Source organism: Streptomyces sp. R33, assembly GCF_041200175.1.
GTDB classification, from domain to species: domain Bacteria; phylum Actinomycetota; class Actinomycetes; order Streptomycetales; family Streptomycetaceae; genus Streptomyces; species Streptomyces katrae_B.
Window position 1 is genome coordinate 368,833 of sequence record NZ_CP165727.1, and the last position, 24,834, is coordinate 393,666.

At 68.1% G+C, this 24,834-nt stretch carries 32 protein-coding genes; 9 read left to right on the forward strand and 23 right to left on the reverse strand.

All coding sequences use genetic code 11. From position 1 onward, the window contains the following. Positions 1–101: 101 nt before the first annotated feature. Entirely contained in the window at positions 102–542 is a 441-nt protein-coding gene (locus AB5J51_RS01950) for a hypothetical protein (protein ID WP_136226850.1), read from the reverse strand. 325 nt (positions 543–867) lie between these two features. Between AB5J51_RS01950 and AB5J51_RS01955 the strand changes: the two genes are divergently transcribed. Further along, positions 868–1,023, forward strand: a complete 156-nt coding sequence (locus tag AB5J51_RS01955) for a hypothetical protein (RefSeq protein WP_168724402.1) — start codon at positions 868–870, stop codon at positions 1,021–1,023. Between the two features lie 169 nt (positions 1,024–1,192). Next, on the forward strand, positions 1,193–1,840 hold the full coding sequence (locus AB5J51_RS01960) for a TetR/AcrR family transcriptional regulator (protein ID WP_136226848.1): 648 nt from the start codon (positions 1,193–1,195) through the stop codon (positions 1,838–1,840). 137 nt (positions 1,841–1,977) lie between these two features. On the opposite strand, the gene AB5J51_RS01965 is transcribed toward AB5J51_RS01960, so the two are convergent. From AB5J51_RS01965 to gvpO, 8 genes are read right to left on the reverse strand one after another with little or no spacing between them, the layout of a single operon-like run. Then, complete coding sequence (locus AB5J51_RS01965; protein ID WP_136226847.1) at positions 1,978–2,379, reverse strand: gas vesicle protein K; 402 nt, start codon at positions 2,377–2,379, stop codon at positions 1,978–1,980. After that, on the reverse strand, positions 2,376–2,591 hold the full coding sequence (locus AB5J51_RS01970; RefSeq protein WP_053788989.1) for a gas vesicle protein: 216 nt from the start codon (positions 2,589–2,591) through the stop codon (positions 2,376–2,378). Before AB5J51_RS01970 ends, AB5J51_RS01965 begins: the two co-directional genes overlap by 4 nt. After that, positions 2,588–3,433 carry a GvpL/GvpF family gas vesicle protein gene (locus AB5J51_RS01975; RefSeq protein WP_369776523.1) on the reverse strand — a complete coding sequence of 282 codons (846 nt, stop codon included), beginning with the start codon at positions 3,431–3,433 and terminating at the stop codon, positions 2,588–2,590. Before AB5J51_RS01975 ends, AB5J51_RS01970 begins: the two co-directional genes overlap by 4 nt. Further along, entirely contained in the window at positions 3,430–3,846 is a 417-nt protein-coding gene (locus AB5J51_RS01980) for a gas vesicle protein (protein WP_369776524.1), read from the reverse strand. The genes AB5J51_RS01975 and AB5J51_RS01980 overlap by 4 nt, the downstream gene beginning before the upstream one ends. A 21-nt stretch (positions 3,847–3,867) precedes the next feature. Then, on the reverse strand, positions 3,868–4,116 hold the full coding sequence (locus tag AB5J51_RS01985) for a gas vesicle protein GvpG (RefSeq protein ID WP_369776526.1): 249 nt from the start codon (positions 4,114–4,116) through the stop codon (positions 3,868–3,870). A gap of 29 nt (positions 4,117–4,145) precedes the next feature. Beyond that, entirely contained in the window at positions 4,146–4,865 is a 720-nt protein-coding gene (locus tag AB5J51_RS01990) for a GvpL/GvpF family gas vesicle protein (protein WP_369776527.1), read from the reverse strand. A 3-nt stretch (positions 4,866–4,868) separates the two neighbouring features. Continuing rightward, positions 4,869–5,330, reverse strand: coding sequence for a gas vesicle structural protein GvpA (locus tag AB5J51_RS01995; RefSeq protein WP_369776529.1), 462 nt, complete (start codon positions 5,328–5,330; stop codon positions 4,869–4,871). 29 nt (positions 5,331–5,359) lie between these two features. Next, positions 5,360–5,734 carry a gas vesicle protein GvpO gene (gvpO, locus tag AB5J51_RS02000; protein WP_369776530.1) on the reverse strand — a complete coding sequence of 125 codons (375 nt, stop codon included), beginning with the start codon at positions 5,732–5,734 and terminating at the stop codon, positions 5,360–5,362. Positions 5,735–5,935: 201 nt separating this feature from the next. Here gvpO and AB5J51_RS02005 point away from each other — a divergent pair, with 201 nt between their 5' ends. Both AB5J51_RS02005 and AB5J51_RS02010 read left to right on the forward strand, forming a co-directional pair. Further along, entirely contained in the window at positions 5,936–6,949 is a 1,014-nt protein-coding gene (locus AB5J51_RS02005) for a histone protein (protein ID WP_369776532.1), read from the forward strand. A 3-nt stretch (positions 6,950–6,952) separates the two neighbouring features. After that, the gene (locus AB5J51_RS02010; RefSeq protein WP_369776534.1) at positions 6,953–8,041 is read left to right on the forward strand and encodes an SRPBCC family protein; all 1,089 of its coding nucleotides are present in this window, start codon (positions 6,953–6,955) and stop codon (positions 8,039–8,041) included. A 96-nt stretch (positions 8,042–8,137) separates the two neighbouring features. Here the strand turns inward: AB5J51_RS02010 and AB5J51_RS02015 are convergent, their stop codons facing one another. The 6 genes from AB5J51_RS02015 to AB5J51_RS02040 form a co-directional block, all read right to left on the reverse strand. Further along, positions 8,138–8,311, reverse strand: coding sequence for a CsbD family protein (locus AB5J51_RS02015; protein WP_369776535.1), 174 nt, complete (start codon positions 8,309–8,311; stop codon positions 8,138–8,140). 413 nt (positions 8,312–8,724) lie between these two features. Then, a complete protein-coding gene (locus tag AB5J51_RS02020) occupies positions 8,725–9,288 on the reverse strand; it encodes an alkaline shock response membrane anchor protein AmaP (protein WP_369776536.1) in 564 nt (187 codons plus the stop codon). A gap of 87 nt (positions 9,289–9,375) precedes the next feature. Continuing rightward, on the reverse strand, positions 9,376–10,026 hold the full coding sequence (locus AB5J51_RS02025) for a DUF6286 domain-containing protein (protein ID WP_369776538.1): 651 nt from the start codon (positions 10,024–10,026) through the stop codon (positions 9,376–9,378). A gap of 36 nt (positions 10,027–10,062) precedes the next feature. After that, the gene (locus tag AB5J51_RS02030) at positions 10,063–10,380 is read right to left on the reverse strand and encodes a hypothetical protein (RefSeq protein ID WP_369776540.1); all 318 of its coding nucleotides are present in this window, start codon (positions 10,378–10,380) and stop codon (positions 10,063–10,065) included. 70 nt (positions 10,381–10,450) lie between these two features. Next, a complete protein-coding gene (locus AB5J51_RS02035; RefSeq protein WP_369776541.1) occupies positions 10,451–10,642 on the reverse strand; it encodes a hypothetical protein in 192 nt (63 codons plus the stop codon). A gap of 63 nt (positions 10,643–10,705) precedes the next feature. Continuing rightward, positions 10,706–11,185: an Asp23/Gls24 family envelope stress response protein gene (locus AB5J51_RS02040; protein WP_053788977.1), complete on the reverse strand. Its 480-nt coding sequence runs from the start codon at positions 11,183–11,185 to the stop codon at positions 10,706–10,708. Between the two features lie 164 nt (positions 11,186–11,349). On the opposite strand from AB5J51_RS02040, the gene AB5J51_RS02045 reads away from it, so the two are divergent. The 3 genes from AB5J51_RS02045 to AB5J51_RS02055 are packed head-to-tail and all read left to right on the forward strand — an operon-like array spanning position 11,350 to position 13,023. Further along, entirely contained in the window at positions 11,350–11,994 is a 645-nt protein-coding gene (locus tag AB5J51_RS02045) for an RNA polymerase sigma factor (protein ID WP_369776542.1), read from the forward strand. Positions 11,995–12,032: 38 nt separating this feature from the next. After that, positions 12,033–12,653 carry a hypothetical protein gene (locus AB5J51_RS02050; protein WP_369776544.1) on the forward strand — a complete coding sequence of 207 codons (621 nt, stop codon included), beginning with the start codon at positions 12,033–12,035 and terminating at the stop codon, positions 12,651–12,653. Between the two features lie 7 nt (positions 12,654–12,660). Then, positions 12,661–13,023: a hypothetical protein gene (locus AB5J51_RS02055; RefSeq protein ID WP_369776545.1), complete on the forward strand. Its 363-nt coding sequence runs from the start codon at positions 12,661–12,663 to the stop codon at positions 13,021–13,023. A gap of 686 nt (positions 13,024–13,709) precedes the next feature. On the opposite strand, the gene AB5J51_RS02060 is transcribed toward AB5J51_RS02055, so the two are convergent. Beyond that, positions 13,710–13,973 carry a GlsB/YeaQ/YmgE family stress response membrane protein gene (locus AB5J51_RS02060; RefSeq protein ID WP_053788974.1) on the reverse strand — a complete coding sequence of 88 codons (264 nt, stop codon included), beginning with the start codon at positions 13,971–13,973 and terminating at the stop codon, positions 13,710–13,712. 760 nt (positions 13,974–14,733) lie between these two features. Between AB5J51_RS02060 and AB5J51_RS02065 the strand changes: the two genes are divergently transcribed. Further along, positions 14,734–15,918 (forward strand): IS701 family transposase, encoded by a 1,185-nt coding sequence (locus tag AB5J51_RS02065; protein ID WP_369776546.1) that lies wholly within the window; start codon positions 14,734–14,736, stop codon positions 15,916–15,918. Between the two features lie 663 nt (positions 15,919–16,581). Here the strand turns inward: AB5J51_RS02065 and AB5J51_RS02070 are convergent. From AB5J51_RS02070 to AB5J51_RS02095, 6 genes are all read right to left on the reverse strand, one after another. Beyond that, entirely contained in the window at positions 16,582–17,865 is a 1,284-nt protein-coding gene (locus AB5J51_RS02070; RefSeq protein WP_133895477.1) for a sodium:proton antiporter, read from the reverse strand. Positions 17,866–18,081: 216 nt separating this feature from the next. After that, a complete protein-coding gene (locus AB5J51_RS02075; RefSeq protein ID WP_369776547.1) occupies positions 18,082–18,288 on the reverse strand; it encodes a hypothetical protein in 207 nt (68 codons plus the stop codon). Between the two features lie 441 nt (positions 18,289–18,729). Further along, entirely contained in the window at positions 18,730–19,059 is a 330-nt protein-coding gene (locus AB5J51_RS02080) for a plasmid stabilization protein (RefSeq protein ID WP_369776549.1), read from the reverse strand. Positions 19,060–19,291: 232 nt separating this feature from the next. Further along, a complete protein-coding gene (locus AB5J51_RS02085) occupies positions 19,292–20,563 on the reverse strand; it encodes an IS256 family transposase (protein ID WP_369776550.1) in 1,272 nt (423 codons plus the stop codon). A 325-nt stretch (positions 20,564–20,888) separates the two neighbouring features. Next, entirely contained in the window at positions 20,889–21,704 is an 816-nt protein-coding gene (locus AB5J51_RS02090; RefSeq protein ID WP_369780197.1) for a cupin domain-containing protein, read from the reverse strand. 21 nt (positions 21,705–21,725) lie between these two features. Further along, a complete protein-coding gene (locus AB5J51_RS02095) occupies positions 21,726–22,136 on the reverse strand; it encodes a VOC family protein (protein WP_369776552.1) in 411 nt (136 codons plus the stop codon). 311 nt (positions 22,137–22,447) lie between these two features. On the opposite strand from AB5J51_RS02095, the gene AB5J51_RS02100 reads away from it, so the two are divergent. Then, positions 22,448–23,326, forward strand: a complete 879-nt coding sequence (locus AB5J51_RS02100; RefSeq protein WP_053784999.1) for a sigma-70 family RNA polymerase sigma factor — start codon at positions 22,448–22,450, stop codon at positions 23,324–23,326. Between the two features lie 79 nt (positions 23,327–23,405). Here the strand turns inward: AB5J51_RS02100 and AB5J51_RS02105 are convergent, their stop codons facing one another. Continuing rightward, positions 23,406–24,497, reverse strand: coding sequence for an IS630 family transposase (locus AB5J51_RS02105; RefSeq protein WP_369776554.1), 1,092 nt, complete (start codon positions 24,495–24,497; stop codon positions 23,406–23,408). Positions 24,498–24,834: the final 337 nt, after the last annotated feature.

Consider the following 24,834-nt stretch of genomic DNA (forward strand, 5'->3'; position numbering starts at 1 on the left):
GGAAGACCTGGGAGGTCTTCTGTCGTGCCCCCTGCAGCCTCATCTGGCTCACCCAGGCAGCCAAAGCAGTCCTCACCCTGGAGAGCCAGCGTTGAAAACGCTCACTCCATGATCGTGATCGGGGGCCTGAAGCTGTCCTCGGTAAGCAGGTCCACGTCGAATACTCCGTCATTGGCCTGCTTCCAGACGCGCACGTACTTCGTTCTCGCCGCCCAGGTGCCGAGGTCGGCAGTATCAGCGCTGTACTGCTGCCAGGTCGTTCCGTGCTCGTCCGGGTGATCCGGCCAAGTGTCGGGCCTGTACGCCCACACGGTGATGTGAGTGACGCAGCCGATCGCCTGGCGGAACGGCTTCTCGGGATCGGAGGCCTCGACGGGGGCTTGCAAGGAGCCGAGGCGCCGCAATCCGAGGTAGGCGAGGGAGTAGACGACTGCGCCCTCACCCCGGTCCCATCTGTCGGGGCGCACCGTGATGACGTTCCCTTGGTAGTAGGCCGCGTCGTACAGCCTCGCTCCGATCTTCGGACCGGGTTCGTTTGGCATGTCGTACTCCCGCGCCTCCGGGTTTTCGGTCCCGTGTCCCGCGTCGCCGATCCCCGGGGCTGAATCGTCGAAAGGCTGAGGCTCGGCCGCACATCGGGTGGCTGCTCCTCCTCATCGGCGTGCATCGGGAGGAGCCAAACAAGCTTCCCACGGTTTGGGCACAGTGCCGTGATCGGTCGGCACTCGGCTCTCGCATGTCGTAAGTGGCCGGCTCGACGCGTTTGGGCGGGGCCGTTTCCGCTGGGGCAGGCGGATAGAAGGTCAGTGGTGGAGAAATGCAGCGGACAGGCAATTGGGGGGGGAGAAGCTGAGTGCGAAAGAGAAGATGAAGGCAGCGACCGAGCAGATCTTCGGCCGGGCGGCGAAGGAGGCGGGACAGGCCACGGGGCAAAAGACCACGGCCTCCAAGGGCGCAGCCTCGGGGGCGCGGGGCAAGGCCCGGCATCTGAAGGAGAAGGCGACGGACAAGTTCAAGCCCTGAATCCGGTTGGGGCAAACCACCAGTCCGGGGCGTTCGTGCCGCGCTCGAGCCGGTCCGACCGGGGCGAGAACCCCTGAGGTGAGACTGGTTTATTGCCGGATCCATGGTGAGCGGAAGCACAGCAATCCCTCGCGAGCGATAGGGTGTAACTCGCGAGGAGGAGGCTGTCATGGGTGATGCAGCTTCGACGACAACGCCCCGTGAGCGGTACCGAAAGCAGGTGCGTTCAGAGATCAAAGAACGGGCCTGGGAGCAGATCGCCACTGCCGGAACGTCCGCGCTCTCCCTCAACGGGATCGCCCGACTCATGGGCCTGAGCGGCGCCGGGCTCTACCGCTATTTCACTAGCCGCGACGAATTGCTCACAGAATTGGTGCATGACGCCTACCAGAGTCTGGTGGGGACACTGAGGGCTGCCACTGCCCAAGGAGAAGGGGATCTTGTCGGCCTCGGACAGGCCCTGCGCATGTGGGCGCTCGATGATCCGCAGCGGTATTTCCTCGTTTACGGACCTCCGGTGCCGGGCTACCGCAGCCCCGCCGATATCGCCGCGTTGGCGGCGGAGATCATGGAAATCCTCGTCGATGCCTGTGCCGATGTGCCTGACTCGCCCGCGACTACGCCCGAGGTCCCACTTGATGGCCCTGGGCGATGGGCAGGGCGAACCGGGACGGCATCGGCGCAGTGCCTGGCCATCTCCTTCCGGACCCGGCTGCACGGGGTGCTCTCCCTGGAACTCAGCGGTCACTTCGCCGGGATGGAATGCGACCCCGCCCTGCTGTACCAGGCCGAGCTGGACCTGCTGGCGGCGCGCTGAGCGCGGCCACTTCATAGGCGTGGGGTCCCCCACTTCATAGGCGTGGGGTCCCCGTCCCTGCCGCCGCAGTAGGCGGCTCAGGTGAACAGGAGACCGCGCCGCGCCTCTGCTGTAGGGCGCGTGGTGCAGGTGGAACATCAGCCCGGCGGAAGGAGAGGGCCGAGGGGGCCCAGGTCGATGTTGAGGTCCTCCAAGGCGTAGCCATGTTCCTCGCAAAGGTCGGCGAGGCTGTCATGGAGTGCGAGGAGGGTGGCACCGAGTTCTTCTTCCTGTTCGTCGGTGAGATCGCCGGCATCGACGCGGCGCAGGGCTTGGCGTTCTATGAGCTGGCGCAGGAGCTCGACGACGGTGAGGACGAGCTTCAGGAGGTCCTCGCCGACGGCGTCTGGGTCGGTGGTCAGGCGGTGGGCAGGGCGGGAGGGTCGGTCGTGAGGGGCGGGGGGTGCCTGGATCAGGCGGAAGGCCTGAGACAGGCTGTCGCCGAGGTCTTGGACTCGGCCGGGCCGGGAGTGTGGGGGCGGGGGGTGGTCATGACTCATTGCGTCCGCCGTCCTGCGCCCGGGCGCGGATCGATCTCGGAGCTGACGGAGACGATGAGGGCCCGCAGTGAGATGCGCACGAGGTCGATGTCGGCGATGGACAGGACTATGTCGCCGGTGAGGACGACTCCGCCGCTCAGGAGCCGGTCGAGGAGGTCGACGAGGGCGACCTGGCGGCCGGGCAGGGGCTCGCCGTGTTCGCTGACGGTCATGATGGCGGTTCCGGGGCGTCGGCCGGCCCGGGTGCCGGCATGGCGAAGGAGTACGGAGCCCACGGGCCGGTGACCTCGATGCGCAGGTCGGGAAAGCCGCGGGCGGCATCGGCGACGGCGGCCTGGAACTGCCCGGCCTGGTCGTCGGGGATGAGGTAGGCGTCGTTGAGGACGTTCTCCTCGGGACCGGTCAGTTCGCCGCGCTGGGGTGCGTGGCGCACACGCTGGGTGGCATGGCGCGAGGCGATGGCCTCGATGGCCTCCGCAGCCAGCTCTGCTTGCTGATAGACGGCGTCGCGGGAGTGGCGCTGGGCTCTGCGGGCCTGCAGATAGGCCTTGCCCGGGCTGGTGGCGGGCGGGGCGGGGACGGCAGGAGGGGGCTGTGTGGCGTCGGGGGCAAGGTAGATCTTCACGCCGTACTCGGTGTGGGCGCGCAGCTGGTCGAGACGCTGGGTGAAGACGGCCTGCTGGGCGGAGAGCGCCTGCCGGGCCCGATGGTCGTCCTGGTAGACGGTGGCCATGCGCAGGGGCAGGACGGCGGCCCGGGCGGCCACGGCCTGGACGACGTCGTGATGGGTACGCGCGACGTGCTCAAGCCACTGCAGGTCCTCGAAGTGGTTCTTGAGGGCGGTCTCGTTGAAGTCTTGTTCGGGTACGTCGCTGGCCACGAAGGCCAGAGACGCGAGCGGGGTACTGGGGGTGGGATCGGTGGTGTCGGCCGGGGGGCAAAGGAGCCTGAGCGGCGCCTGGCCCATGCCGTGCAGGGTGGCCAGGGCGTCGTCCAGCAGGCCGGTCCGGTGGGTGACTGCGTAGACGTAGGTGAGGCTGCCGGACGTGTTCACGGAGGGCTCTCCCTACGTCGGCCGGCCGGTCGGCCGCGCGGTTCCTCGCCCGGAGCTTCTTCCTCGCCGTGCCCGCCAGGTTCGAGCCGGCCGCGGAGGTCTTCGAGTTCGGCGCGCAGGCGGCGGTTCTCCTGTTCCAGGGGGCTACCTGTGTGCCGGCTGGACAGGGAAGGGTCGTGCTCCCACCAGTCGATGCCCATCTCCTTGGCCTTGTCCACGGAGGCGATCAGGATGCGGAGTTTGATGGTCAACAGCTCGATATCGAGCAGGTTGATGCGGATGTCGCCGGCGATGACGATGCCCTTGTCCAGGACCCGCTCGAGGATGTCGGCGAGGCTGGAGGAGGACTGCCCGTACGGCACCGGCGCGCGGGAGGCGAAGCTGCTGGGTCGGTCGGGCAGGGGTTCGGTCACGTTGGCCCCTCCTTCCTCGACTCAAAGAAGCTGCTGCCGGAACGCTGCGATCTCTTCGAGCCGGTCGATCAGCTCGTCCTCCTGGCGGTCGAAGGTCTCCTGGTCGATCTCTCCGCGCAGCAGCTGCTGCTCCAGCTCGGCCAGCTGGCGCCAGATCGGAGCGGGGTCGTAGTACTCCTCTTCGGCCTTGTCGACCACGCGCTGGGCGACCCAGGTGACGGCGCGCACCGGGGCGACGGGGAGCGTCAGCAGGTAGGACACGAGTCCCATAGCGTTCCCCTTCCATGGGTGGGGTGTGGTTACTGGACGAAGCTGTAGGGGGGCAGCGGTCCCGAAAAGCGCAGGTCGATGCCGCTGCCGATCTCCCGGGCCAGGTTGGCTTCCGCGGTGCGCAGGGCCTCCTGTTGCTCTTCGGGTACGAGGAGGGAGAGGTTGAGGAAGTCGCTCCCCGAGGGCGGGTGAGCCACGTACTCACGGGAGAAGGGGACGAGCGCCTCGGTCAGGCCGGCCGCCAGGGCCTCCTGCCGTACCTGCACCTCGCGGGCGACTATTTCGCCCAGGGCGAGCGGCAGGCCCGGATCCCGGTCTCCGCCGCGGATCCGGTTGTTGAGGTCGCTCGCCTCGGGCACGTCCTGAAGGATCTGCTGCAGCAATGGTGCCTCATCGACCTGCGAGGCCCTGACGTGGTACTCGGCGCACCCCTCCAGACGCTTGAGCGCACCGAGGTAGCTTTCCGCGTTGGACTCGAGGACCTGGCGCACCGCGAGGTCGTCGGTGGCGATGTAGCCGAATTGCAGCGGCAGGATCACCCCGTCGGCCATCAGCATCTCCAAGACCTGTTGGTGGGCGTTCAGGTCGCGGCGTTTGGGCCGGATGTCCTCAGCGATGTCGCTGACCACCGCGCACAGTGTGCCTGCAGTGACCGTACGCAGGGGGGAGGGCTCGGCGCCGACGCCGCTGACGCCGTCCAGGCGGAGGGGGTGGTCCTTCGCGGTGATCGAGTACACGTAGAGCGGCATCGGTTACTCCTTCTCCCGCCGTACGGGGCGTCGGGCAGCCGGGCGCCGCCGCCTGGGCGCCTCTTCCGCCTCTTCCTCTTCTTCCGGCTCACTGGACTTGGAGGATTTGCCAGTCACAGAATCGGTCACGGCCTCGACGGCTCCGCTGAGGGCACCCTTCGTCTTCCCGCGGGCCCCGCCTTCAAGCATGTTGCCCATGACATCGGGAAGCTGGGCAGGGGCCTTGCGGCCTGCTTCGAGGTCGAGGCGGTTGCAAGCCTCGGCGAAGCGCAGGTAGGTATCGACGCTCGCGACCACGATCCGCGCGTCGATCTTGATGAGTTCGATGCCCACCACGGAGACGCGGACGAAGACGTCGATGACCAGCCCGCGATCGAGGATGAGCTCGAGGACGTCGTAGAGGCTGCTCGTGCCGCCTCCCTGCCCTCGGGCGACGGGGCCGCCGCCCTGCGGCACCATGGTCATGGCGCCTCCTTCCGCCGGTCGGCCTGCGCTCAGGTCGGCCGGTCGATCATGCCGCGCGTGTAGCGGCGGGTGCGTTTGTAGGAGATCAGCTCACCCTCCTCGTCCAGCGCGACGCGATAACTGGCCATCACGCTGGTGGTGTCCGGGATGCGTTCCAGCTCCACCACTTCCACCTCCGCCTCCCAGCCGTCCTCGGTCGGCTTGAGCGAGGAGACGGAATCCGGAAGCCGGCCCAGCAGTTCAGCGAGCTGCTGCGCCGCGGCGCGCATCGCCGCCGCCGCGCCCGACTTTCCGGAACGGCGCCGGGGCGCAGCGCGCCCGGGCCTTTCCCTGTCCTGCCCTTCACCGTCACCGGCGCTGTGCGAAGAGGCCCGCCGGGGGCGTGCAGGTTCCGCTGCGGCCATATGCCCCTCCCTTGGGGAGATGGGCTCACAGAAACTAGAATGTCACTAAATCCAGGCATAAGCCCCACAACGGGGGCAGAAGCCTTTTCGAGGACGGCCTCCGGCCGGTCCACTTCTCGTCAGCGGGCAGTGTGAGCGTGGCGACCCACTTTCCGCGGGCGACACCACGAAGACCGAATCCGCCCTGGCAGGGGAATGACCATGGAGGACACCACCAAGATCGCGCTCGCAGCCGCTGTGGCTGGGGGCTACCTACTCGGCCGGGCGAAGAAGGGCCGCCTGGCGTTCACCGTGGCGACCTATCTCGCCGGCCGCCGCTTCGGACTCGAACCCGGCCAGCTGCTCAAGGAAGGTGCCTCCCGCCTCAAGGAGATGCCGCAGTTCGAAGAACTCGCCGAACAGCTGCGCGGAGAAGCCCTCGACGCCGGCAAGCAGGCGCTGGCTGTCGCGGCCAACCGGAAGCTCGCCGACCTCGCCGGCGTACTGCACGAGCGCACCCTCGGGCTCACCGGCAGCGGTCGGGACGAGGAAGGGCAGGGCGAGGACGAGGACGAGGAACCGTACGAGGACGAGGAAGCCGAGGATTACGCGGGAGAGGACGAGGAGGGGTACGCCGAGCCCGAGGACGAAGTCGAAGAAGGCGAAGAAGAGGAAGAAGGCGAGCAGGAACCGGAGGCGGAGGCCGAAGAGGAGGAGGAACCTGAGGAAGAGGAAGAGGAAGAAGAGGAGGAGGAAGAGCCCGAGCAGGAGGAGCCAGAGGAGGAAGAAGAAGAGGAGCCTCCCCCACGACTGCGCCGGACTCGTACCCCCGCCCGAAAGACCGTCCGGCGCCCCACCCCGGCGAAGAAGTCAGCGCCTGCGAAGAAGGCCGCACCGGCAAAGAGGACGCCCGCGAAGAAGGCAGCGCCCTCCAGGGATGCCGCACCCGCGAAGAAGGCAGCGCCGAAGAAGTCCTCCCCAGCCAGGAAGACGGCAGCGAAGAAGACCGCCGGCGCCCGGCCCGCGAAGAAGGCAGCGCCCGCCAAGAAGAGCGCCCCGCGCAGGGCGGCTGCGAAGAAGACCAGCGCCCCGCCGCGCAAGAGGAGCACCGCTCAGAGCCCGGCACGCAAGAGCGCTGCCACCAAGGCCACCGCCAAGAAGACCACAGGCCGCACCCCGGCTCGCAAGACGGCCGCCAAGAAGACGGCAGCGCGCAAGCCGTCCACGCGGAGGTAGGCCATGGCAACCTCAGACCGCAAAGGCTCGTCGGAATCCCTCTCCGGGATGGACAAGCTACTGAAGGAACTCTCGGGATACCTCGCTGCCCAGGCCGACCAGCTGGCCGACAAGGCCACCGACAAGCTCTCCGACGTGACCGACCAGCTCTACGACGTCGCCGACAACAAGGGCAGCCTCTCGGACGTCGTCGGCATCGGCGGCCGGCTCCTGCAGGGCGACTCCCCCCTGAAAGCGATCGCCAGCCAGAAATTCGGCGACCTCAAGGACAAGGTCACTGAGGCGTTCGGTGGCGGCAAAGGCCGTGGCCGCAAGAGTAGTGGCGGCAAAGTCGTCAACATCGTCGAAGCTCTCGACGTCGGCCTGCCGCTGCGCACGGTCTACGACCACTGGACGCAGTACGAGGACTTCAGCGGATTCACCAAAGGCGTCCGCGACGTCTCCCGGGACGACGACACCACAAGCGACTGGAAGGTCAAGGTGGGCCCCTCCACGCGAAGCTGGAAGGCCACCGTCCAGGAACAGGTGCCCGACGACCGCATCGTGTGGACCTCTCAGGGCGCCAAGGGAACAACCCGCGGCTGCGTCACCTTCCACGAACTCGCCCCGTCGCTGACCCGCATCGTCATCGTCGTCGAGTACTACCCCTCCGGGCTGTTCGAAAAGACCGGCAACCTCTGGCGCGCGCAGGGCCGCCGCCTGCGCCTGGACCTGAAGAACTTCCTGCGCCACGCCATGCTCACCACCGACGAGCCGGAAGGCTGGCGGGGCGAGATCCGCGACGGCGAGGTCGTCCAGACCCACGAAGAAGCCCTCGAAGAAGAACAAGCCGAAGAGACGGAGGAAGGCGAGTACGGGGACGGCGGCGCCGAGGAGGACGAGGAGGAGTACGCGGACGGCGAAGAGCAGGACGAAGAAGGAGACGAGGACGAGGACGCTCAGTACAGCGACGAGGAACTTGAAGAGGAAGACGAGGAACCCGAGGAGGAACCTGAGGAGGAACCGGACGAGGAACCGGACGAGGAGGCAGAGGAGCAGGAGGATGAGGAGCCCGCTCCGCCTCGCCGACGCCGGCAGCGACAGCCCGCGTGAGGCGGTCCCCTCGAAGCAGCATGTGAGGGCCGGTGGGAGATCTCCCACCGGCCCTCACCCCCACGTCACCTCACGTACCAGCCTCACTTCGGCGTGTCAGCCCTTCAGTGTGTCCTTCGCCTTCTGGGCGGTCTGCTTCGCGTCACCCATCATCTGCTCGCCCCGCCCCTTGGCCTCCATGCTCTCGTTCCCCAGCGCCTTGCCCGTGGTCTCCTTCACCTTGCCCTTGGTCGTCTTGGCAACGTTCTTTGCCTTCTTGCCTGCACCCATTCCTTCTCGCCTCCCTGCCACTCGGCGCTTGGCAGTAAAAGCCTGGTCAGCCCCTACCCCTCGCGAGAACAAATACGCGTTTCCGAACATTTGGATCAAAAGGACAATGTGTGCGAGCCTCGGAACTCCCAGGACGGTTGAAGGCGGACCGTGTGCAGATCACTACGGATGTCGCGGGCGCGCCGTGTTGGCTGAGCCCCATGGCGCGTGATCCCCGGGCTGCCGAAGCGTTCTGCGACGCCGTTTCTGGGCTGGACCTTCTGAGCGGCCGGCCTGGGGCAGGGTTTCTCAGTCGTCGAGCTGGATGGAGTGCCAGTCGCGGGCATCGGTGCGACGGCCGGTGAGTCCGCGGTTCACGCCGCGGCGCGCACTCACCGGACATCAGAGGAGCTCTGCAGACGGCGGGCAGGATCCTATTCGGCACGGTGGGGTTTGTGCGGGGTCAACCGCAGGTGCGCCCTTGCGGGAAGAGCCCGGCCTGTGGCCAGGCGGCCGCGCTCCAGCGGCCCGTCGCACAGCGCCTGCAGGACGGGGCCGGGCTCGGTGTCGGGGGCGAGGGTGATGTCGAAATGCGCTTCGGGATGGCTCGACGAGCCGTCCATCCGTGCGCGGGCTTGGTGAACACCGGGCAGGTGCCGGGCGTCGGCTGCCAGAGCGTCGCCGAGGGCGCCCTCGCGCAGCTCCACTCCGTCCACGCCGTGAGCTCCTCCCACGGACAGGTTGCCGGGGTGAGTGCGGCGCACCTGCGCCAGCAGCCACCACAGGGCGAGCAGGGTGACGATGGCCAAGACGGCGATGGCTGCGGGCCACCACCACCATTCGTCCGCCCAGCGGGTGCGGTCGGCGTCGGCGAGCAGGACGTCGTGGGGAGCGGTCAGGGGCCAGCCGTCGGGTGGTGTCAGTGACCAGCGCCGGTACAGGTCGAAGCCGCCCGCCAGGATCAGGAGGCCCGTGCCGAGCAGGACGATGCCTGCCAAGGCCAGCAGAGTTCGATTGATTGCGGATTTTCTCTTCATCGGATCCCCTTCTGCCTCCTGCTTGGCTCCCGGCAGCCCCGGGCGGAACTACTTGCGATGTGGGCGTACCCGGACGTCGAGCGACGGAGGGCGCGCGAGGGCGAGCCGGTCGAGCGCCTCCCGCAGAGCGGCCAGGAGATCGGCCTTGACGTCGACGGGGTCACGGAATCGCACATTCGCGCGCACCTGGACGCGATGCTGGAAGAACCGGACCTTGGCAGCGCTGACTCCGGGGACGCGCATCGCGGCATCCCGCAGCTTCAGTTCCGCGGCCCCGCGGTCCAGTACGGGGTGCATAGACGCGTCGGGAGTCTCGAGGGGCAGCTGGCGGCGAAGGCCCGGGCTCAGGGCCAGGATGATCAGCCAGAGGCCGAGAACAGCGATGAGGGCGGCGCCGATCTGCATCGCGGGATCATCCAGCGGGCGGCTGGCCAGTTCCTCGGCCAGCCGCCTGCGCCACCCTGCGGCGGCCTGGCCGGCGCGAACCCTGACGACGTCGAACAAGAGGGCCCCCGCCGCGACCGCGATGATCAGGCCTACGACCGCGGCAGGTATGCGGCGCGCGGACCATGGGCGCCGAGCAGCCGATCGTGGTCCGGCCTGGGGCTGCTCGTCCAGCAGCCCCACCGTGCGGGAGGTGGCCTCGTCGGTCTCGGTGGGCTGCTCCTTCTCGGCCGGAGGGTCTTGCTCGCGTTCCATGCCGGCTCTCCTTCCCGGTGGGAAATGCGGTCCGGTTCACTGCACGCGGCGGTCTTCCAGGCCGTCGGCGGGAATCAGGTGCTCGATTGCAAGGGTGACTTCCGTGACGCGCATCCCGGTCAAATGAGCCACCCGCTCGCTGACGTATTGCTGCAGCTGACGGGAGACACCGGCAAGGTCCGCCGGGTAGGGCAGGTCCAGAGTCATCCCCAGCCGCACCGCGCCGCCGCCGACGGTGACCGAGGCGCGCGGAGCGGCCAGTTTCCCGTGAGCGACCGAGGCGTCCGTGTGCGTGGCCACCGCCTCCTTTGCGGCGCGGGCCGCGATGCGGGCGACCGCCTTGTCCGAGATCACCGTGGCCCCACGTTCGGCCGCCTGTAGCACCGGCGGGGTGGGGGCTGCTGCACCCCCGTGCGGCGCAGCCTCAGGTTGCGCGGTCATGCCGGTTCCGGGAACGCGTGAAGTCGGACAGCTCCAGGTCACCCTGCAACATGCGGCCGATGATCAGGCCCACGAGTCCCAGGAACGCCACGAGCAGGAATGCCCAGAACCCGCCGAAGAAGGCGGCGAAGCCCAGGGCCATGCCGGCAATCAGCCCCACAGTTGCTGCGCTCATTTCACTCACCTGAATTTCGCGTCGGTTGTCTCGCGGCCCACTGAGGCCGGGGTCTGCGAGGGGTCACTGCACACGTCCCTCGCCTTCCCCCTCGTCCTCCTCGTCGGGCAGGTGGACGTCATCGACGGCGATGTTCACCTCGACGACCTCAAGGCCGGTCATGCGTTCCACGGCCGTGATGACACTGGTGCGGACGTCGGCGGCGATGTCCACGATGGCGACGCCGTACTCCACGACCACGTCGAGATCGACGGCCGCCTGCCGTTCGCCCACCTCGACCTTCACGCCACGGCTCACGCTGGGACGTCCGCCGGGGACCCTGTCGGTCACCGCCCCGAGCGTGCGAGACACGCCGGAGCCGAGGCTGTGGATGCCCGGCACCTCGCGGGTGGCCATTCCGGCGATCTTCTCGACCACGCTGTCGGCGATGGTCGTCCGGCCCCGCGTCTCGGGCGCGGTTCCGGCGCCGGTGGGGCCCGTGAGGGTCTTGCCCGCAGAGCGTGGCTCACCCCCGCCTGAGGTGGGGTTGATGGTGTCCGACATGAGGACCTCCCCAGGGTGGATATCCCGGCGCCGGTGCGGCGCCCTCATGCTTTGGACACCTTGCGTGGACATTCCTCACGCGGCTCGCGCAGCGGACCCCGCCTACCATCGAGGAGTACACACGCAGGCCGCAACGAGCGTCTTCGGCAGGAAGCGAGCGGCGGATGCGCAACCGGACCGACCCCTCCCCCCAGACCGGCGCAGACCTCCCCCTGCGATCGGCAGCGGTGCCGATCGTCAGCGTCACCGCAGAGCAGAACGCTGTCGGCGCACTGGACGACAGCGTGCTGGCGATACGAGCCTCGGAAGGGGACGAAGACGCCTTCGCCGTCCTGGTCCGTCGGCACAACAGCCGCCTGCTCGCCCTCGCCCAGCATCTGCTCGGCAACCGGGCGGACGCAGAGGACGCGGTCCAAGAAGCCTTCATCAGCGCTTGGCGGCGGCTGCCGGAATTCCGGCACAGCGCCTCGTTCAGCACCTGGATGTATCGCATCGTGACGAATCGCTGCTTCAACGCGCTGCGCCGTCAGCCCCATCCGTTGCCCCTGGATACCATCCCCGAACCCACTGCCGCAGATGCGAACAGCTCACCTCCCAAAGTGGCCGAGACAGACGCAGCGACGGCCGCCTTGACAAAAGCGCTCCTGGAACTGGGCCCCGAGCTCCGGGTGTGCTGGGTGCTGCGGGAATTGCACGACCTGCACTACGAAGAGATCGCCCACGTGGTGGGCAGCAGTGAACAAACGGTGCGCGGCAGACTCTTTCGCGCACGACGCGCTCTGATGGAGGCGATGCGTCCATGGCGCTAGACGACCCGCACCCGACCTCCGGCGACAAGGCTGGAAGCGTGAGCGACGCAAGGGCCCAAGCGTCGCTGCGTCCCGACGCGGAACTGCTGGCAGGTGCGGAGCTCCTGCCCTGCGGACGTCCTCTCGGCCGTGCCTGGCAACAGGCCCGCGACGCGGCCGGCGCCTCAGACCCGCACAGCAGCCGCTGCCCCCACTGCCGCGAGGCCATCGAAGGGCTGACAGCCCTGGACCGGGCCACGCGGGCTCTGCGCGCCGAGGAACAACCCGATGACCACAGCCTCGCCAACCGGGTCATCAACGCGGTCCGCAGCGAGGTACGACTCGGCGCCATATTGCTGCTCGACGATCCCGATCACGACCTGCGGATCGCCGAGAGCGCCGCCGCGAAAGTGCTGCGCCGGGCCGCCGACACCATCCACGGTGTCCGTGCCGCCAGCTGCCGCATAGCCGCGGCGACGGACGGCCACGTCGTCCATGTGGTCGCCATCACGGTGGCAGCCACGCTCGACCAGCCGCTGCGAGGGCGAGCCGAGGCAGTACGCCAAGCCGTCCTCCACGCGGCTGAGCACGTTCTCGGCCTCGCCGTCACCACCGTCAACGTGGAAGTCAACGCCGTGCTGGAACCTCCCGGGTGCCGGGTGACGAGCGGTCCGAACTGAGCGAACGATGACCGGCTCCGACCGCGAGAACATGCACCGAGTGGCAGCCCGGGCGGCCCTCGACGTTCCCGGCATGGTCGCACTCCAGCCCGCGCTTGCCGACAGGCTGGCACTCGCAGCCTCCCGCGTGTACCAAGGCGTAGCCGCAGGGACCACCAGGCATCACGAGGCGGCCGGCGTCCGCTGCGAGCTCACCCCGGCCGGCGCCTGGCACCTGGAGGTGCGCTGCATCCTGGACGGGAACCACCGCGCCGTCGACGTCGCCCGACGGGTCCGCGAACGTGTGCGGACGACCGGCACCTCCTACCTGGCCCAGCACGGCAGAGCGGCGCCCGTTACCGTCGTGGTCACCGTCACCCGCACCGTATAGCCCGCCCGGCATGCCACCCGCGCGGTGCCGGGATGCATCGGACAGGGGGCCCTCTGTCCGATGCATGGGTCCGCATAACCAGGAACGCCGCGCGCTGATCCACCAGAGGTTACGGGACAGCCCATTAGGGGTCCGCGAGTGCCATGGGGGCACCTCTACGATCTCGGTAATTTGCAGCGTTCTCATTGCTTGAAACCGGGTAGGTGGCACACATGGACTTACAGAGGGTTCTCCATTAATCCGGAATTGGTCTTGCCGACTTCGACGAGAACACCGGCCCGCAGCTGCGGGGAGGTAATCGTGAAGTTAACCCTGGGGCGGCACGGACACAAATGGAAACGGCGTCGGGCGCGTGTTCGCTGGATGCGACGGCCTGTCGTGGGGCGGATCCTCTTGCGACTGGCGGCATGGGGTTTGCGAGTGACGGTGTGGGCCGCTCGGCGGGCGCTGCGTCGTAGGATGAAGCGCGTCTTGCACGGGTTACGGACGGACTGCAACACACCAGGGCGCGAATGCCAGGTTCGACTGGGTCCGCCAGGCTCGGAGCAACCCCTCACATCACGAGCTGACCGAGCTCAGGCCGCCGTGAGCCGTGCGTGCGGTGAACGAAGGAAACGGCTTCGCCCGCCCGCGCAGGGAAGCCGTTTCGCATATCAAAGGGACCGGCGCCCGGTTGCCGTTTCCTGCTAGTGCCTAGCGCGGGTGAAGAGGCGGAAGACGCCGAGGAGGATGAAGGAGCCGACGATGGCGGCGATCCACGTCGAGATCTCGAAGAAGCCGTCGATGGAGTCAACTCCGAAAATCACCTTACCGAGCCACCCGCCGAGCAAGCCGCCCGCGATACCTATCAATATGGTGATGATGATGCCGCCAGGGTCCTTCCCAGGCATCAGCATTTTGGCGATGATGCCCGCGAACAGCCCGATAAGAATCCAAGCAAGTATGCCCATGATCCTTCCTGTCTCCTCGCGTAAGTGAGCGGCGCGCTTCTACTTCTGTTCTGCTGAGGCGGCCCAAGCCATCGCGGCTCTACCCGCACCAACAGCTTCAACCACTCGGCCAACAACCACGGATCTGACGCGGTCAACTCAACGCGTCCTTGCCCTTCTCCTTGACGCGCCGGGCATTGCCCCGGGCTTCCAGAGCGGCGCCTTTGGCGGCCAGAGTCTCCTTGCCCATGGCATGGGCTGCTTTCTTCACAGCCCTTCCCGCAACTCGTTCTATCTCAGCCTTCGCTTTCTCACCAGTACCCATATCGTCCCCTAAACGTCTTATGCTACGCATATGTCCGCACCGGCGAGTCCCAAACGATTCGCGCGAGACCTGTTCCGCGGGATCCCCTGGCAGTACCTGCCGCACGTGGGCCACGTGCTCGCCCAGCAGCTCGGAACGGATTTCGTTTCAGTGGCAATGACCGGCGGCAGCGGCTGGACCGTGAAGAACGTGCCCGATCCGGCTCACCCCCGCCGGGATGCGCCAGTGCGCGACCGACGCCACGCCGCGGCCCCCAACAGCGTGGAGGCGCTGTTCGCAGGGATGCCAGCAGCACGACGCAGATCCGTATGGGCGACGGCATCCTGCAGGTACCGACCCTGAGCGCCTACGACGCAGTCATCGCATTCCGCACACCACGCTCGGCGCGGACCTTACGGGTTAGTACTGCAACGGTGTTTGCCGTGACGGTTGGGCAGTTCGGTCGTTGTTCAGGTCATGGGTGGGGAACTTGCAGATGCCCGGTTGTGGGCTGGTGAACTGAAGGCTTTGCATGAGCGGTTCGTGCACCGTTTCTCCAGGTCGGAGCCGCGGGAGTCGGCTCTTGCCTATATGCGGGGGCTGATCGCTCCGCTGGAACGGAAGAACGGATGGACGCTTGCCGAGGAGGCCGGGCATGGGGGTCCGGACCGGATCCATCGGTTGCTGAACCGGATCGACTGGGACGCCGATGAGGTCCTGGCCGACGTGCGGGACTACGTCATGGAGCATCTCGGAGACCCGGATGCGGTGCTGATCGTGGACGACACGGGGTTCCTGAAGAAGGGTGTCCGCTCGGCCGGGGTCCAGCGCCAGTACTCCGGCACCGCCGGGCGGACAGAGAACTCCCAGATCGGAGTGTTCCTCGCCTATGCCGGCGGCCGGGGCCGCACGTTGATCGACCGCCGTCTGTATCTGCCCACGTCATGGACGGAAGACCGGGAACGGTGCCGGGCTGCCGGCATTGAGGACACGGTCGCCTTCGAGACGAAGGTGGTGATGGCCAAGGCCATGGTCCGCCGGGCGATCACAGGCCGGATTCCGCTCCGGTGGGTGACCGCGGATGCCGCTTACGGCTTCTCCAAGGGCTGGCGCACGGAGCTCGAGCAAGCCGACGTCTTCCACGTCATGGCCACCACCCGGCACGACACCGTCGTCACCCGCTGGGCGATCGACCACCCCGTCCACGACCTGTTCCCCGGGCTGCCCCGGCAGAAATGGAAGCGTCGTTCCTGCGGGATGGGGGCCCATGGCCCGCGGGTCTACGACTGGGCGAGAGTCGAGGTGAGGCCCTGGCACCGCGAGGACCGCCGGCACTGGGTGATCGCCCGCCGCAGTGTCCGCCGGCCCGAGGAGATCTCCTACTACATCGCCTACTGCCCCGCCGAGACCACACTGGATGAGCTGATCCGCATCGCGGGAAGCCGGTGGGCGGTCGAGGAATGCTTCCAGACTGCGAAGCAGGAGTGCGGCCTGGACGACTACCAGGTCCGCCGCTACGACGGCTGGCACCGCCACATGACCCTGGCCATGGCCACCCACGCCTGCCTCACCGTCCTGCGAGCCCGCGAACTCCAGACGGGCAAAGCAGAAACGGATCCTCCCAGCTCATACCCCTCACCCTCCCTGAAATCCGACGCCTGATCGGCCGGCTCACCCGGCCCCGCCCGGGCATCGACCACGTCCTGCACTGGTCACACTGGCGCCGGCGACGACAGTTCCAGGCCCGCGTCAGCCACTACAAACGACGCGGCCACACACCACCAGAAACTGCCCAACCATCACGACAAGCACCGTTGCAGTACTAGGCCCTCGACTTCCGGATTGCGACGCGAGTGTGCGGGCCCACCGTGCACCTGGCCCCCGTAGGCGAACTGGCGGCCGCCGCGCACGACGGCGGCGGCCGCGTGCCCCTGCCTCGGGCGAATCCTCCAGAGCGGAGCACGCCCCCGCCGATTGGCTGGGTCGTGCTGTGTGAGGGCGGCTGGCCCGGTTCAGGCGGCCGGCTGGGGCTGGCGCAGTCCTGGCTGGCCGAAGACAAGCGCGTAGCCGCCAGGGAGCTGGCTGCGCGAGGTCCGCGAGCAGCTCGTCGGCTGGGAGAGCGGCCTGATCGAGACCGCCCGCGGCCGGGGCGCGAGCCGGGGCGACCTCGCAGGCCCGCTCGGTGTTGGCGCGACACCGCTTCGATCTTGCACTCCTCATTGCCGTGGGCAGGACGGGCCGTTCCAGCCCGGTGGCGAGGGGCTCGGCGGCGGTTTGGCCTCGCCGCCGGCCAGCGTCCCTGCCCCCAGAAGGCCGCTCACCCCATCAGTGTGGGCCGTCGTGCTCCGCGAGGGCGTTCTCCCGCAGGTTCGGTTCCTTGCGGAGCGTCCTGGTGAACCACGTGCCGTAGCGGTCGCCCAGGATGGGAGCTGATGCCCCGTGGAGGATGATGCTCAGGCCCACGGTCACGGCGATGACCTCGATCAGCAGAGTTCCCCCGGGCAGATGTTCTTCGAGGGCGAGCAGGCCGAATACGAGGGAGGCGAGCCCCCGCGGGCCGAACCAGCCGATGTACGCGATGGAGGCGGGGCGCAGGCCGGCGCCGGCCAGGGCGAGTGCGACGGGCAGCATCCGGATGACGGTCAGGCTGAACAGCGCGTAGAGGACCATGCGCCAGTTCAGGTGCTGGAGTGTCGGTCCCAGGATGACGGCGCCGAAGACGAGGAAGCTCAGTGAGGCGAGGAGGAGGCCGAGGCGTTCGGTGAACCTGGTGCTCTGCGCGGGGTCCGAGTCCTGGGGAGGGATCTCCAGGTCGACGGGGGTGCGGCGCAGGTGGATGCCGAAGGTCAGGCCGGCGACCCAGGCACCGATGAAGCCGCTGCCCTTGACCATGGCGCACAGGACGTACGCGATGACCGGGACGGCGAGTACCAGGAACTGCCGCCAGTCGGAGCTGCTCCACCCCCGGGCGAGCGACCAGCGCAACAGGCTCGCCCCGGTCCAGCCGGCCGTGATTCCGATCGCGCTGCTCAGCAGCAGCGCGCGCAGAAACGTCTCGGCCACGCTCGGATGGTCGTGGCCCTCACCCGCCGCCGCGAGTGCCAGGACGAAGAACGGAAGGGCCAGGCCGTCGTTCAGACCGGATTCGATCGTCAGGCCGCCGCGGACCAGCGGGGGCACCCGCTTGTTGGAGAAGGCCTGCTGCCCGAGCGCGGCGTCCGTCGGCGCGAGGATGACGGCGGCCAGGGCCAGCTCCCACACGCTCAGGCCGGGCAGCAGCGGCCAGGCCACCAGCCAGCCCAGAGCCATCGTGACCGGCAGGCCGACCACGAGCAGCCGCAGCGGCAGGAACTCCTCGCGGCGCAGGTCCCGGGCCCTGATCCCCGCTGCGTCCGCGAACAGAAGGAGCACCAGCGCACTCTCCAGGAGCGTCCGCGTGACCTCGGGATCCTTCGCCCGGTCCAGCAGGTCTAGTCCCAGCGGGCCGATCGCCAGACCGACGAGCATGAAGACCAGCGGTCCCGAGAGCACCGTGGTCGACAAACGGCGTGAGAGGGCCCCATAGCCGACGACCACACCTCCGGCGATCACGACGGCCCAGCCGTTCATCCACACTCCTCGCGCCCGCCTCGCGCAGAGAGGCGAGGTCCGACCCTATGGCGGCGCCGGTCAGATCTGCGGGAACCGTGCTCCGAACGCCCCCGGCACGGCCCAGTCGGCCCAACGCGGCCGCATGGAAAGGAACGAAGCACGCCGATCCCATGATCGGATATGAGTGGTTGAGGTACAGGAAATCCCGGTGAGAACGATCTTGCTGGGACTCGCCTACCTCGTACGAGCTTCGAGCTGACGGGGGACAGCGCCAGCGCGCAAATTCGGGCCGGGGTCGGGCAGCAGGTCGCGGGCGGCCTTGATGACTTCCTCGGTGGCGACGGTGGGGCGCCCGCCGACGCGGGTGCGGGCGGCGACCAGGCCCTCGTTGGTGCCGATGACGATGAGCTCGCGGATGAACTCGGCGAGGGCGGCGAACACATGGACGACGAGCCGGCCGCCGGGTGTCCAGGTTCTCGTGGAGCGAGGTGAAGCCGATCCCTCGGTCGCGCAGCTCGGCGACCATGTTGATGAGGTCCTGGAGGCTGCGGCCGCCGCGGTCGAGCGAGAGCACCACGAAGGCCGCCCGGGTCGAGGAAGGCGTGGCCCGCCTTCGGCTCCTCGGCTGCGGCGGCGAGGGACGCACAGAGTCCTCGCACCAGCGCCATCCCACCGGTGGTCACCTTCACTCGGCCGCTCAGGGCACGGGCTTCACCCGCCCGGTGTCACCAGTGCGAGCATGGCACGCCCCTTGCGTCGGCAGCCGGCTGAACCTGGCCTCGACCGGAGCCGGGCCGTCACGGTCCTCGATGCCGTGACGGTCCTCGATGCCGAGGCGGCCCGAGGTGAGCCCCGGGGGCCAGGAGCCGGGCCCAGGTGCCGTCAGTGGCCGAGGGCATTCTTGAGCTGCTGCTTCGTCATCGTCGAGCGGCCCTCGATGTTGCGCTGCTTCGCCTCCTGGTACAGCTCATCCTTGGTGCGCTCCGACGAACTGTCCCCACCGCCCGACCTCTCACCGCCGCGCTGCGAGGCGGACTTGCCCTGCGTGGAACTACGACTGGCCGTCTTGCTCTCCCCCGAACGTGCACGTTCCTTGTTCACCGTGCGGGCAGCCATCTCCTTCGCACGCCCCTCCGACATACCGCGCTCCTCACCGGACTCCTTGATGTGCTCGTACTGACGCTCACGCTTCGCGCTGGAACCTCTGGGCATGACACATCCCCTTTCTCGACAGTGTCGGGTCACCGCCATGCTGGGCGCAGCCCGAGCACCCCGCACCTCCACCAGGCCAGACGAGGGGGTCCACCCGGTCTGCACACTCGGCTTCGTCGGCCGTCAGGTGACCGCGGCCCGGCCGCCGAGCACGACGCGGAGCGGTCGACTCGACTTCCCGTTCGACCAGGGCGCGCGGGCGTGTCAGCGATCTTGTGTAAGTCGGTTGGTGTCATTGGATGCTGAGCCGGTCCTCGAAGAAGAGTGAGAACTGGTTCAGCGCTTCCTTCCAGTGTGGGGCGACGTGGTTGGCGTCGCGCGCTTTGGGGTTGATCTGCTCGCGGACTGCGAGGTAGAGGACCTTCAACGCTGCCTGTTCCGAGGGGAAATGGCCGCGGTTGCGGGTGGCTTTGCGGAGCCGCGAGTTGATCGATTCGACCATGTTCGTGGAGTAGACCACCGTCCTTATGGCCGGTGGGAACGCCAGGTAGGGAGTGAACTCCGGCCAGGCCGACCGCCAGGTCCGCACGATCGCCGGGTAGCGTTCGCCCAGGTCAGAGGCCTCGAACGCGTCAAGGGCCTGTTCGGCGGCCGTCTCGGTCGGCGCTGTGTAGATCGCTCTCAGAGCCGGCACCAGCTTCGGGTGGTCCCGCACGGACGACAGTCTGAGCGAGGCCCTGGTCAGGTGAATCACGCACGTCTGGACCGTGGCCTTGGGCCAGGTCGCGGTGACGGCGTCGGGCAGGCCCTTCAGACCATCGCAGACGACGATGCACACGTCCTCGATACCCCGGTTCCGCAGTTCCGACAGCACCGCCATCCACGTGGTCGCGCCTTCACCCTCGGCTCCAACCCACAAGCCGAGGACGTCTTTGCGGCCGTCCATGTCGACGCCGACGGCCAGGTAAACCGGCTTCGATGTCACCGAGCCAGAACGGATCTTCACCCACAATGCGTCGATGTAGATGATCGGCCAGACCGCGTCGAGGGGCCGGTTCTGCCAGGTCACGAGCTCGTCGATCACGGCGTCGGTGACCTTGCTGATCAGGTCTGGGCTGACCTCGACTCCGTAGATCTGGGCGAGGTGGGAGCGGATGTCGCGCACGCTCATCCCGCGCGCGTAGAGCGAGAGGATCCGGTCGTTGAATCCCGCCAGCCGGCGGGCGTTCTTCGGGACCAGACGCGGCTCGAACTCACCGTTGCGGTCTCTGGGCACCGCCAAAGTGACGGCGCCGGCATCGGTCAGGACCCTCTTGGGCGACGTCCCGTTCCGGGAGTTTCCAGAGCCGTGACCTGCGGAATCTCCGCGTTCGTAGCCGAGGTGTTCACTCATCTCGGCTTCCAGAGCCCGCTCCAGAACAGCCTTGGTGATCTCCGTCAGGAGCCCGCCCTCGCCGAGCAGGGCCGCTCCCGAGGAGTCAGCTTTGTCGAGCAGCCGCTCGACCACCTCGTCGACCGTCTTGTCGCCGGCCACGGACGCGGCCGCTTCGTCTTTGTCTGCCATGACTCGTCCGATCCGCCTGGCCCACAGGCCCGAGGCCGAGCCCCGGGCCAGGCTGTCACATCACGGACTTACACGATCTTTCAGACACGCTCGGGCGCGCTCGCTGGCGTTGTGCAGGGCGAAGCCGCGAGCAGCGCAACGGGCCGCTAGTCCCGTGACCGGCCTACACACCCCGCCCCACGACGGGCGGACGAGGCGCGTGCGTGTCACGGTGGCAGGGCGATGGGTCCACGCACGCGGGGCCCGGCCCGTTGACAAGCCCCGACCGGGCTCCGCAGGACTCTCTGCCCTTCACGAGCCGGGCCGGGTTGGCGAGGATGCTGCGTTACTCCTCGTATTGAATGCCGTGGCGTGCGGCGATGGGGTTGAGCGTTGCAGGGGTGAAAGAGCCGTCGGGGCTGGTGGCAGGGCCGGCTTCGGCGAGGTCTTCCAGGTAGCACTCCCAGCCGCCGGGTGAGGAGATCTGCAGGACGCGGGGTGGTGCGTCGGCGGCGCGGCTGAGCGCGTGCGGAACTCCCTTGGGGAGCAGGACGAAGGAGCCGGCGGGGACGGTTTGGTCTTCGCCGTCGAAGTGCACGCCGAGTTCTCCCTCCAGGACGTAGATCATCTCGTCGTCGAGGTGGTGGGTGTGCCGGGGGATGTCACGGACCAGGGTGACTTCCAGCAGGGACAGGCGGCCTTCGGTGTCCTCGGTGCGGGCCTTGATCTGGAAAGGCGGGGGCAGGGGGATGCGGCCGGGCCTGCGCTCGCCGGGCAGCAGCTTGATGAATCGCTCGCGTGACATGACGGTTCCTGCCTCTCGGGAGGGGGATGGTTCAGCGGTCTGGGTTTGCGCCTGCAGGACCTGCGCCAGCCGGGCCAGGGCTGCCGCCACCTGCGCACGGTCCTCGCCGAGGTCGGCCAGCAACTCGACCTCACGCTCCAGCGGCCGAGGGAGCAGTGCGTCGATGTCCTGCTCCCCCGCCTCGGTGATGACGACCTCCACCGACCTGCGGTCCGCCGCACTGGGCGTACGCCGGATGTGGCCGCGCTCCTGGAGTCGGGCCGGGCTCTTGCTCACCGCCACCCGCGAGATCCCCAGAGGCGCAGCCAGACGGCGGGCGATGACCGGCCCGGACGGGCTGGCGCCGTCCGGCGCCAGCCACGCCGAGTCTACGAACGGTCAGTTATCGCCACGGCTCTGCCAGGTTGCTCGCTGGCGCAGCGAGATCCGGTTGCCGTCTGGATCCACTGCCTCGATGCGGACCCCGTATGCGTAGTCCTCCGGTTCGGGCTGGTCGAATGTCACACCGCGCTCACGAAGCACCTTGAAGTCTGCGCGCAGGTCATCCGATTCGAGGAAGACCGGACCGGGCGTGGTGCCCGGCTGCAGCTCGGCCGGCGTCGCCGAGGCCGCAGCGTGCGGCCAGAGGATGATTTCGAGCGGGCTGCCGGGGACGCCCACCGTGAGGAAGCGTCCGTCAGGACCCGGGTAGTCGACGCGCTGCTCCAGGCCGAGCTGTTCCGTGTAGAAACTCAGCGCGCGTTCCTGATCGGTGACGTAGAGCGTTACGTACATGATGTTTGTCAGCATGGTGTTGTCCTTCCATCTGTCGGCCTGTGTTCCTCCACGAGGAATGGTCAAGGCATGTGGATCGGCCCGACCGTCGCGAGTGCTGCGGAGCCCGAATCGTGGTCGACTTCGTCAAGCAGGGGCAGGCAGCAGGCGCCGGTCGACACCGCCAGCGTGAATTGCCTTGTGGAAGTGCTGGATCGCGGTCCTCAGGTCGGGGTTCATCACGCCCTCGAGACGTGGTTCCATCGGTCCTGCTCCTTCAGCGGTTACCTGGGGCCGTCCGGGCCCGTCATCACTTATGACGGAGCGGATTCGGGGAAGGTAACAACATGTTCGAGACGGGATCGACGGACCCGGTGGCCCAGGCGTTCGAGTCCCAGCGCGACCGGCTGCGTGCGGTCGCCCACCGCGTGCTCGGGTCGCACGCCGATGCCGAGGACGTGGTCCAGGAAGCCTGGCTGCGGCTCTCCCGCCAGGACGCGACGGCCATCGAGAACCTCGCCGGCTGGCTCACCACCGTGGTCGGCCGGATCAGCCTCGACGTCCTGCGGTCGCGCCAGGCCCGCCCCGAGGCATCCCTGGATGACCGTCTGCCCGAACTCGTGGTGACGCTCGACGACTCTCCCGCCCCGGACGACGACGCGGTGCTCGCCGACTCCGTCGGGCTCGCGCTCCTCGTCGTCCTCGATGCGCTCCGGCCCAGCGAGCGCCTGGCGTTCGTGCTGCACGACCTGTTCGCAGTGCCCTTCGACGAGATCGGCCGCATCCTCGGCAAGTCCACCGACGCCACCAAGATGCTCGCCAGCCGCGCCCGCAGAAAGGTCCAGGCAACCGAGCGGCCGACCGGCGCAGGCCGGGAACAGCGCCAGGTGGTCTCTGCCTTCCTGGCGGCAGCTCGCGGTGGCGACTTCGAGGGTCTGCTGCGCGTGCTCGACCCCGAGGTGCGGTTCACCGTTGACACCCCCGGCGGCGTGGTCGTCACCCTCGGCGCCACCAAGGTAGCCACCGGCGCGCAGCTGGCGGCCAGCGCGGCCCCCCTGAGCCGGGCAGCGTCAGTGGGCGGCCTTCCCGGAGTCATCTCCTGGCGCGAGGACGGCACCCCGCTCTCGGTCCTCGCGTTCACCGTCACCGACGGCCGTATCACCGCCATCACGGCCGTGGTCGACCCGGCCAAGCTCGCGCAGATGAACCTGCCAGACCCGGCGTGAGCAGCGCCTTCACGCCGCCGACCGTGACGCTCGACCAGGACACCTCATCCGACATCGCACATGATCGGCCGGACAGCTTCTAGTGTCCTGAGTCGGAGATTCGTCGGCAGTAAGCGGCGAGTTTGTCGAGGATCTCGTCGGCTGTCTTCGTCCAGACGAAGGGTCGGGGGTGCTCGTTCCAGTCGGCGAGCCAGGTCCGGATGTCGCGTTCGAGGGCCTGGACGGAGCGGTGGACGCCGCGGCGGAGCTTCTTCGTGGTGAGTTCGGCGAACCACCGCTCGACCAGATTCAGCCAGGAGGATCCGGTCGGGGTGAAGTGCAGGTGGAAGCGCGGATGTGCAGCAAGCCACTTCTTGACGGCCGGAACCTTGTGTGTGACGTAGTTGTCCAGGATCAGGTGGACCTCAAGGCCGACGGGCACTTCCTTGTCGAGCTTGGCAAGGAACTTCTTGAACTCCACGGCACGGTGGCGTCGGTGAAGTGAGCCGATGACCTTGCCGGTGGCGGTGTCCAGGGCGGCGAAGAGGGTGGTGGTGCCCGCGCGGACGTAGTCGTGGCTGCGGCGTTCGGGCACCCCGGGCATCATCGGCAAGACCGGCTGGGACCGGTCCAGGGCCTGGATCTGCGACTTCTCGTCCACGCACAGCACCAGGGCCCGCTCCGGCGGGTCGAGATACAGGCCGACCACGTCACGGACCTTGTCGATGAACAGCGGGTCCTTGGACAGCTTGAACGTCTCGGCCCGGTGCGGCTGGAGGGAGAATGCCCGCCAGATCCGTGAGATCGCCGATTGGGACATCCCGGTCGCCGCCGCCATCGACCGCGTTGACCAGTGGGTCGCGTCCTTCGGTGTTTCTTCCAACGTCTTCACGATGACCCGTTCGACGTCCGCGTCGGTGATCTTCCGTGGGACGCCGGGCCGCGGCTCGTCGCACAGGCCATCCAGACGGCGTTCCAGAAAGCGCCGGCGCCAGGCCCGGACCGTGTCCGTGGTGATGCCCAGCCGTCGGGCGACTTCCGCGATCGCGTGACCGTCCGCACTCTCCAGGACGATCCGTGACCGCAACGCCAACGACTGGGCACTCGAACGACGACGTACCCACGACTGCAATATCGCCCGCTCGGCATCGGACAGCACCACCGGCGGGATCTTCGGTCCAGGACGACTCACACCAGACCAACGACGAATCTCCGACTCAGGACACTAGTAGTGCTTGGTTAGGTGGTGTCGTAGGGCTGCCATGGGACCGTCTGCCGACAGGTGGGGCAGGTGCCGGTCCAGGTGGCGATGAGGTGTTGGAGGAGGCCCAGGGCCTGGTAGAAGGTCAGGCGCTGGCACGGGCTTTTGGGCTCCTCCGCTGTTCCGTCAGGAACAGATGGGCCGCGGTGACGAGCGTGACGTGCCGGTGCCAGCCGGCGAAGGAACGGCCTTCGAAGTGGTCCGGGCCCAAGCCTGTTTTCAACTCGCGGTAGTCGTTTCCTCGATCCGCCAGCGGGCTTTCGCCAGA

Excerpts from the sequence above, each read along its gene's own strand:
- AB5J51_RS01950 (WP_136226850.1), bottom strand. The coding sequence starts at position 542 with ATGCCAAACGAACCCGGTCCGAAGATCGGAGCGAGGCTGTACGACGCG.
- AB5J51_RS01955 (WP_168724402.1), top strand. The coding sequence starts at position 868 with ATGAAGGCAGCGACCGAGCAGATCTTCGGCCGGGCGGCGAAGGAGGCG.
- AB5J51_RS01960 (WP_136226848.1), top strand. The coding sequence starts at position 1,193 with ATGGGTGATGCAGCTTCGACGACAACGCCCCGTGAGCGGTACCGAAAG.
- AB5J51_RS01965 (WP_136226847.1), bottom strand. The coding sequence starts at position 2,379 with ATGAGTCATGACCACCCCCCGCCCCCACACTCCCGGCCCGGCCGAGTC.
- AB5J51_RS01970 (WP_053788989.1), bottom strand. The coding sequence starts at position 2,591 with ATGACCGTCAGCGAACACGGCGAGCCCCTGCCCGGCCGCCAGGTCGCC.
- AB5J51_RS01985 (WP_369776526.1), bottom strand. The coding sequence starts at position 4,116 with ATGGGACTCGTGTCCTACCTGCTGACGCTCCCCGTCGCCCCGGTGCGC.
- AB5J51_RS01990 (WP_369776527.1), bottom strand. The coding sequence starts at position 4,865 with ATGCCGCTCTACGTGTACTCGATCACCGCGAAGGACCACCCCCTCCGC.
- AB5J51_RS01995 (WP_369776529.1), bottom strand. The coding sequence starts at position 5,330 with ATGACCATGGTGCCGCAGGGCGGCGGCCCCGTCGCCCGAGGGCAGGGA.
- gvpO (WP_369776530.1), bottom strand. The coding sequence starts at position 5,734 with ATGGCCGCAGCGGAACCTGCACGCCCCCGGCGGGCCTCTTCGCACAGC.
- AB5J51_RS02005 (WP_369776532.1), top strand. The coding sequence starts at position 5,936 with ATGGAGGACACCACCAAGATCGCGCTCGCAGCCGCTGTGGCTGGGGGC.
- AB5J51_RS02010 (WP_369776534.1), top strand. The coding sequence starts at position 6,953 with ATGGCAACCTCAGACCGCAAAGGCTCGTCGGAATCCCTCTCCGGGATG.
- AB5J51_RS02015 (WP_369776535.1), bottom strand. The coding sequence starts at position 8,311 with ATGGGTGCAGGCAAGAAGGCAAAGAACGTTGCCAAGACGACCAAGGGC.
- AB5J51_RS02025 (WP_369776538.1), bottom strand. The coding sequence starts at position 10,026 with ATGGAACGCGAGCAAGACCCTCCGGCCGAGAAGGAGCAGCCCACCGAG.
- AB5J51_RS02035 (WP_369776541.1), bottom strand. The coding sequence starts at position 10,642 with ATGAGCGCAGCAACTGTGGGGCTGATTGCCGGCATGGCCCTGGGCTTC.
- AB5J51_RS02040 (WP_053788977.1), bottom strand. The coding sequence starts at position 11,185 with ATGTCGGACACCATCAACCCCACCTCAGGCGGGGGTGAGCCACGCTCT.
- AB5J51_RS02045 (WP_369776542.1), top strand. The coding sequence starts at position 11,350 with ATGCGCAACCGGACCGACCCCTCCCCCCAGACCGGCGCAGACCTCCCC.
- AB5J51_RS02055 (WP_369776545.1), top strand. The coding sequence starts at position 12,661 with ATGACCGGCTCCGACCGCGAGAACATGCACCGAGTGGCAGCCCGGGCG.
- AB5J51_RS02060 (WP_053788974.1), bottom strand. The coding sequence starts at position 13,973 with ATGGGCATACTTGCTTGGATTCTTATCGGGCTGTTCGCGGGCATCATC.
- AB5J51_RS02065 (WP_369776546.1), top strand. The coding sequence starts at position 14,734 with ATGGGTGGGGAACTTGCAGATGCCCGGTTGTGGGCTGGTGAACTGAAG.
- AB5J51_RS02070 (WP_133895477.1), bottom strand. The coding sequence starts at position 17,865 with ATGAACGGCTGGGCCGTCGTGATCGCCGGAGGTGTGGTCGTCGGCTAT.
- AB5J51_RS02080 (WP_369776549.1), bottom strand. The coding sequence starts at position 19,059 with ATGCCCAGAGGTTCCAGCGCGAAGCGTGAGCGTCAGTACGAGCACATC.
- AB5J51_RS02085 (WP_369776550.1), bottom strand. The coding sequence starts at position 20,563 with ATGGCAGACAAAGACGAAGCGGCCGCGTCCGTGGCCGGCGACAAGACG.
- AB5J51_RS02095 (WP_369776552.1), bottom strand. The coding sequence starts at position 22,136 with ATGCTGACAAACATCATGTACGTAACGCTCTACGTCACCGATCAGGAA.
- AB5J51_RS02100 (WP_053784999.1), top strand. The coding sequence starts at position 22,448 with ATGTTCGAGACGGGATCGACGGACCCGGTGGCCCAGGCGTTCGAGTCC.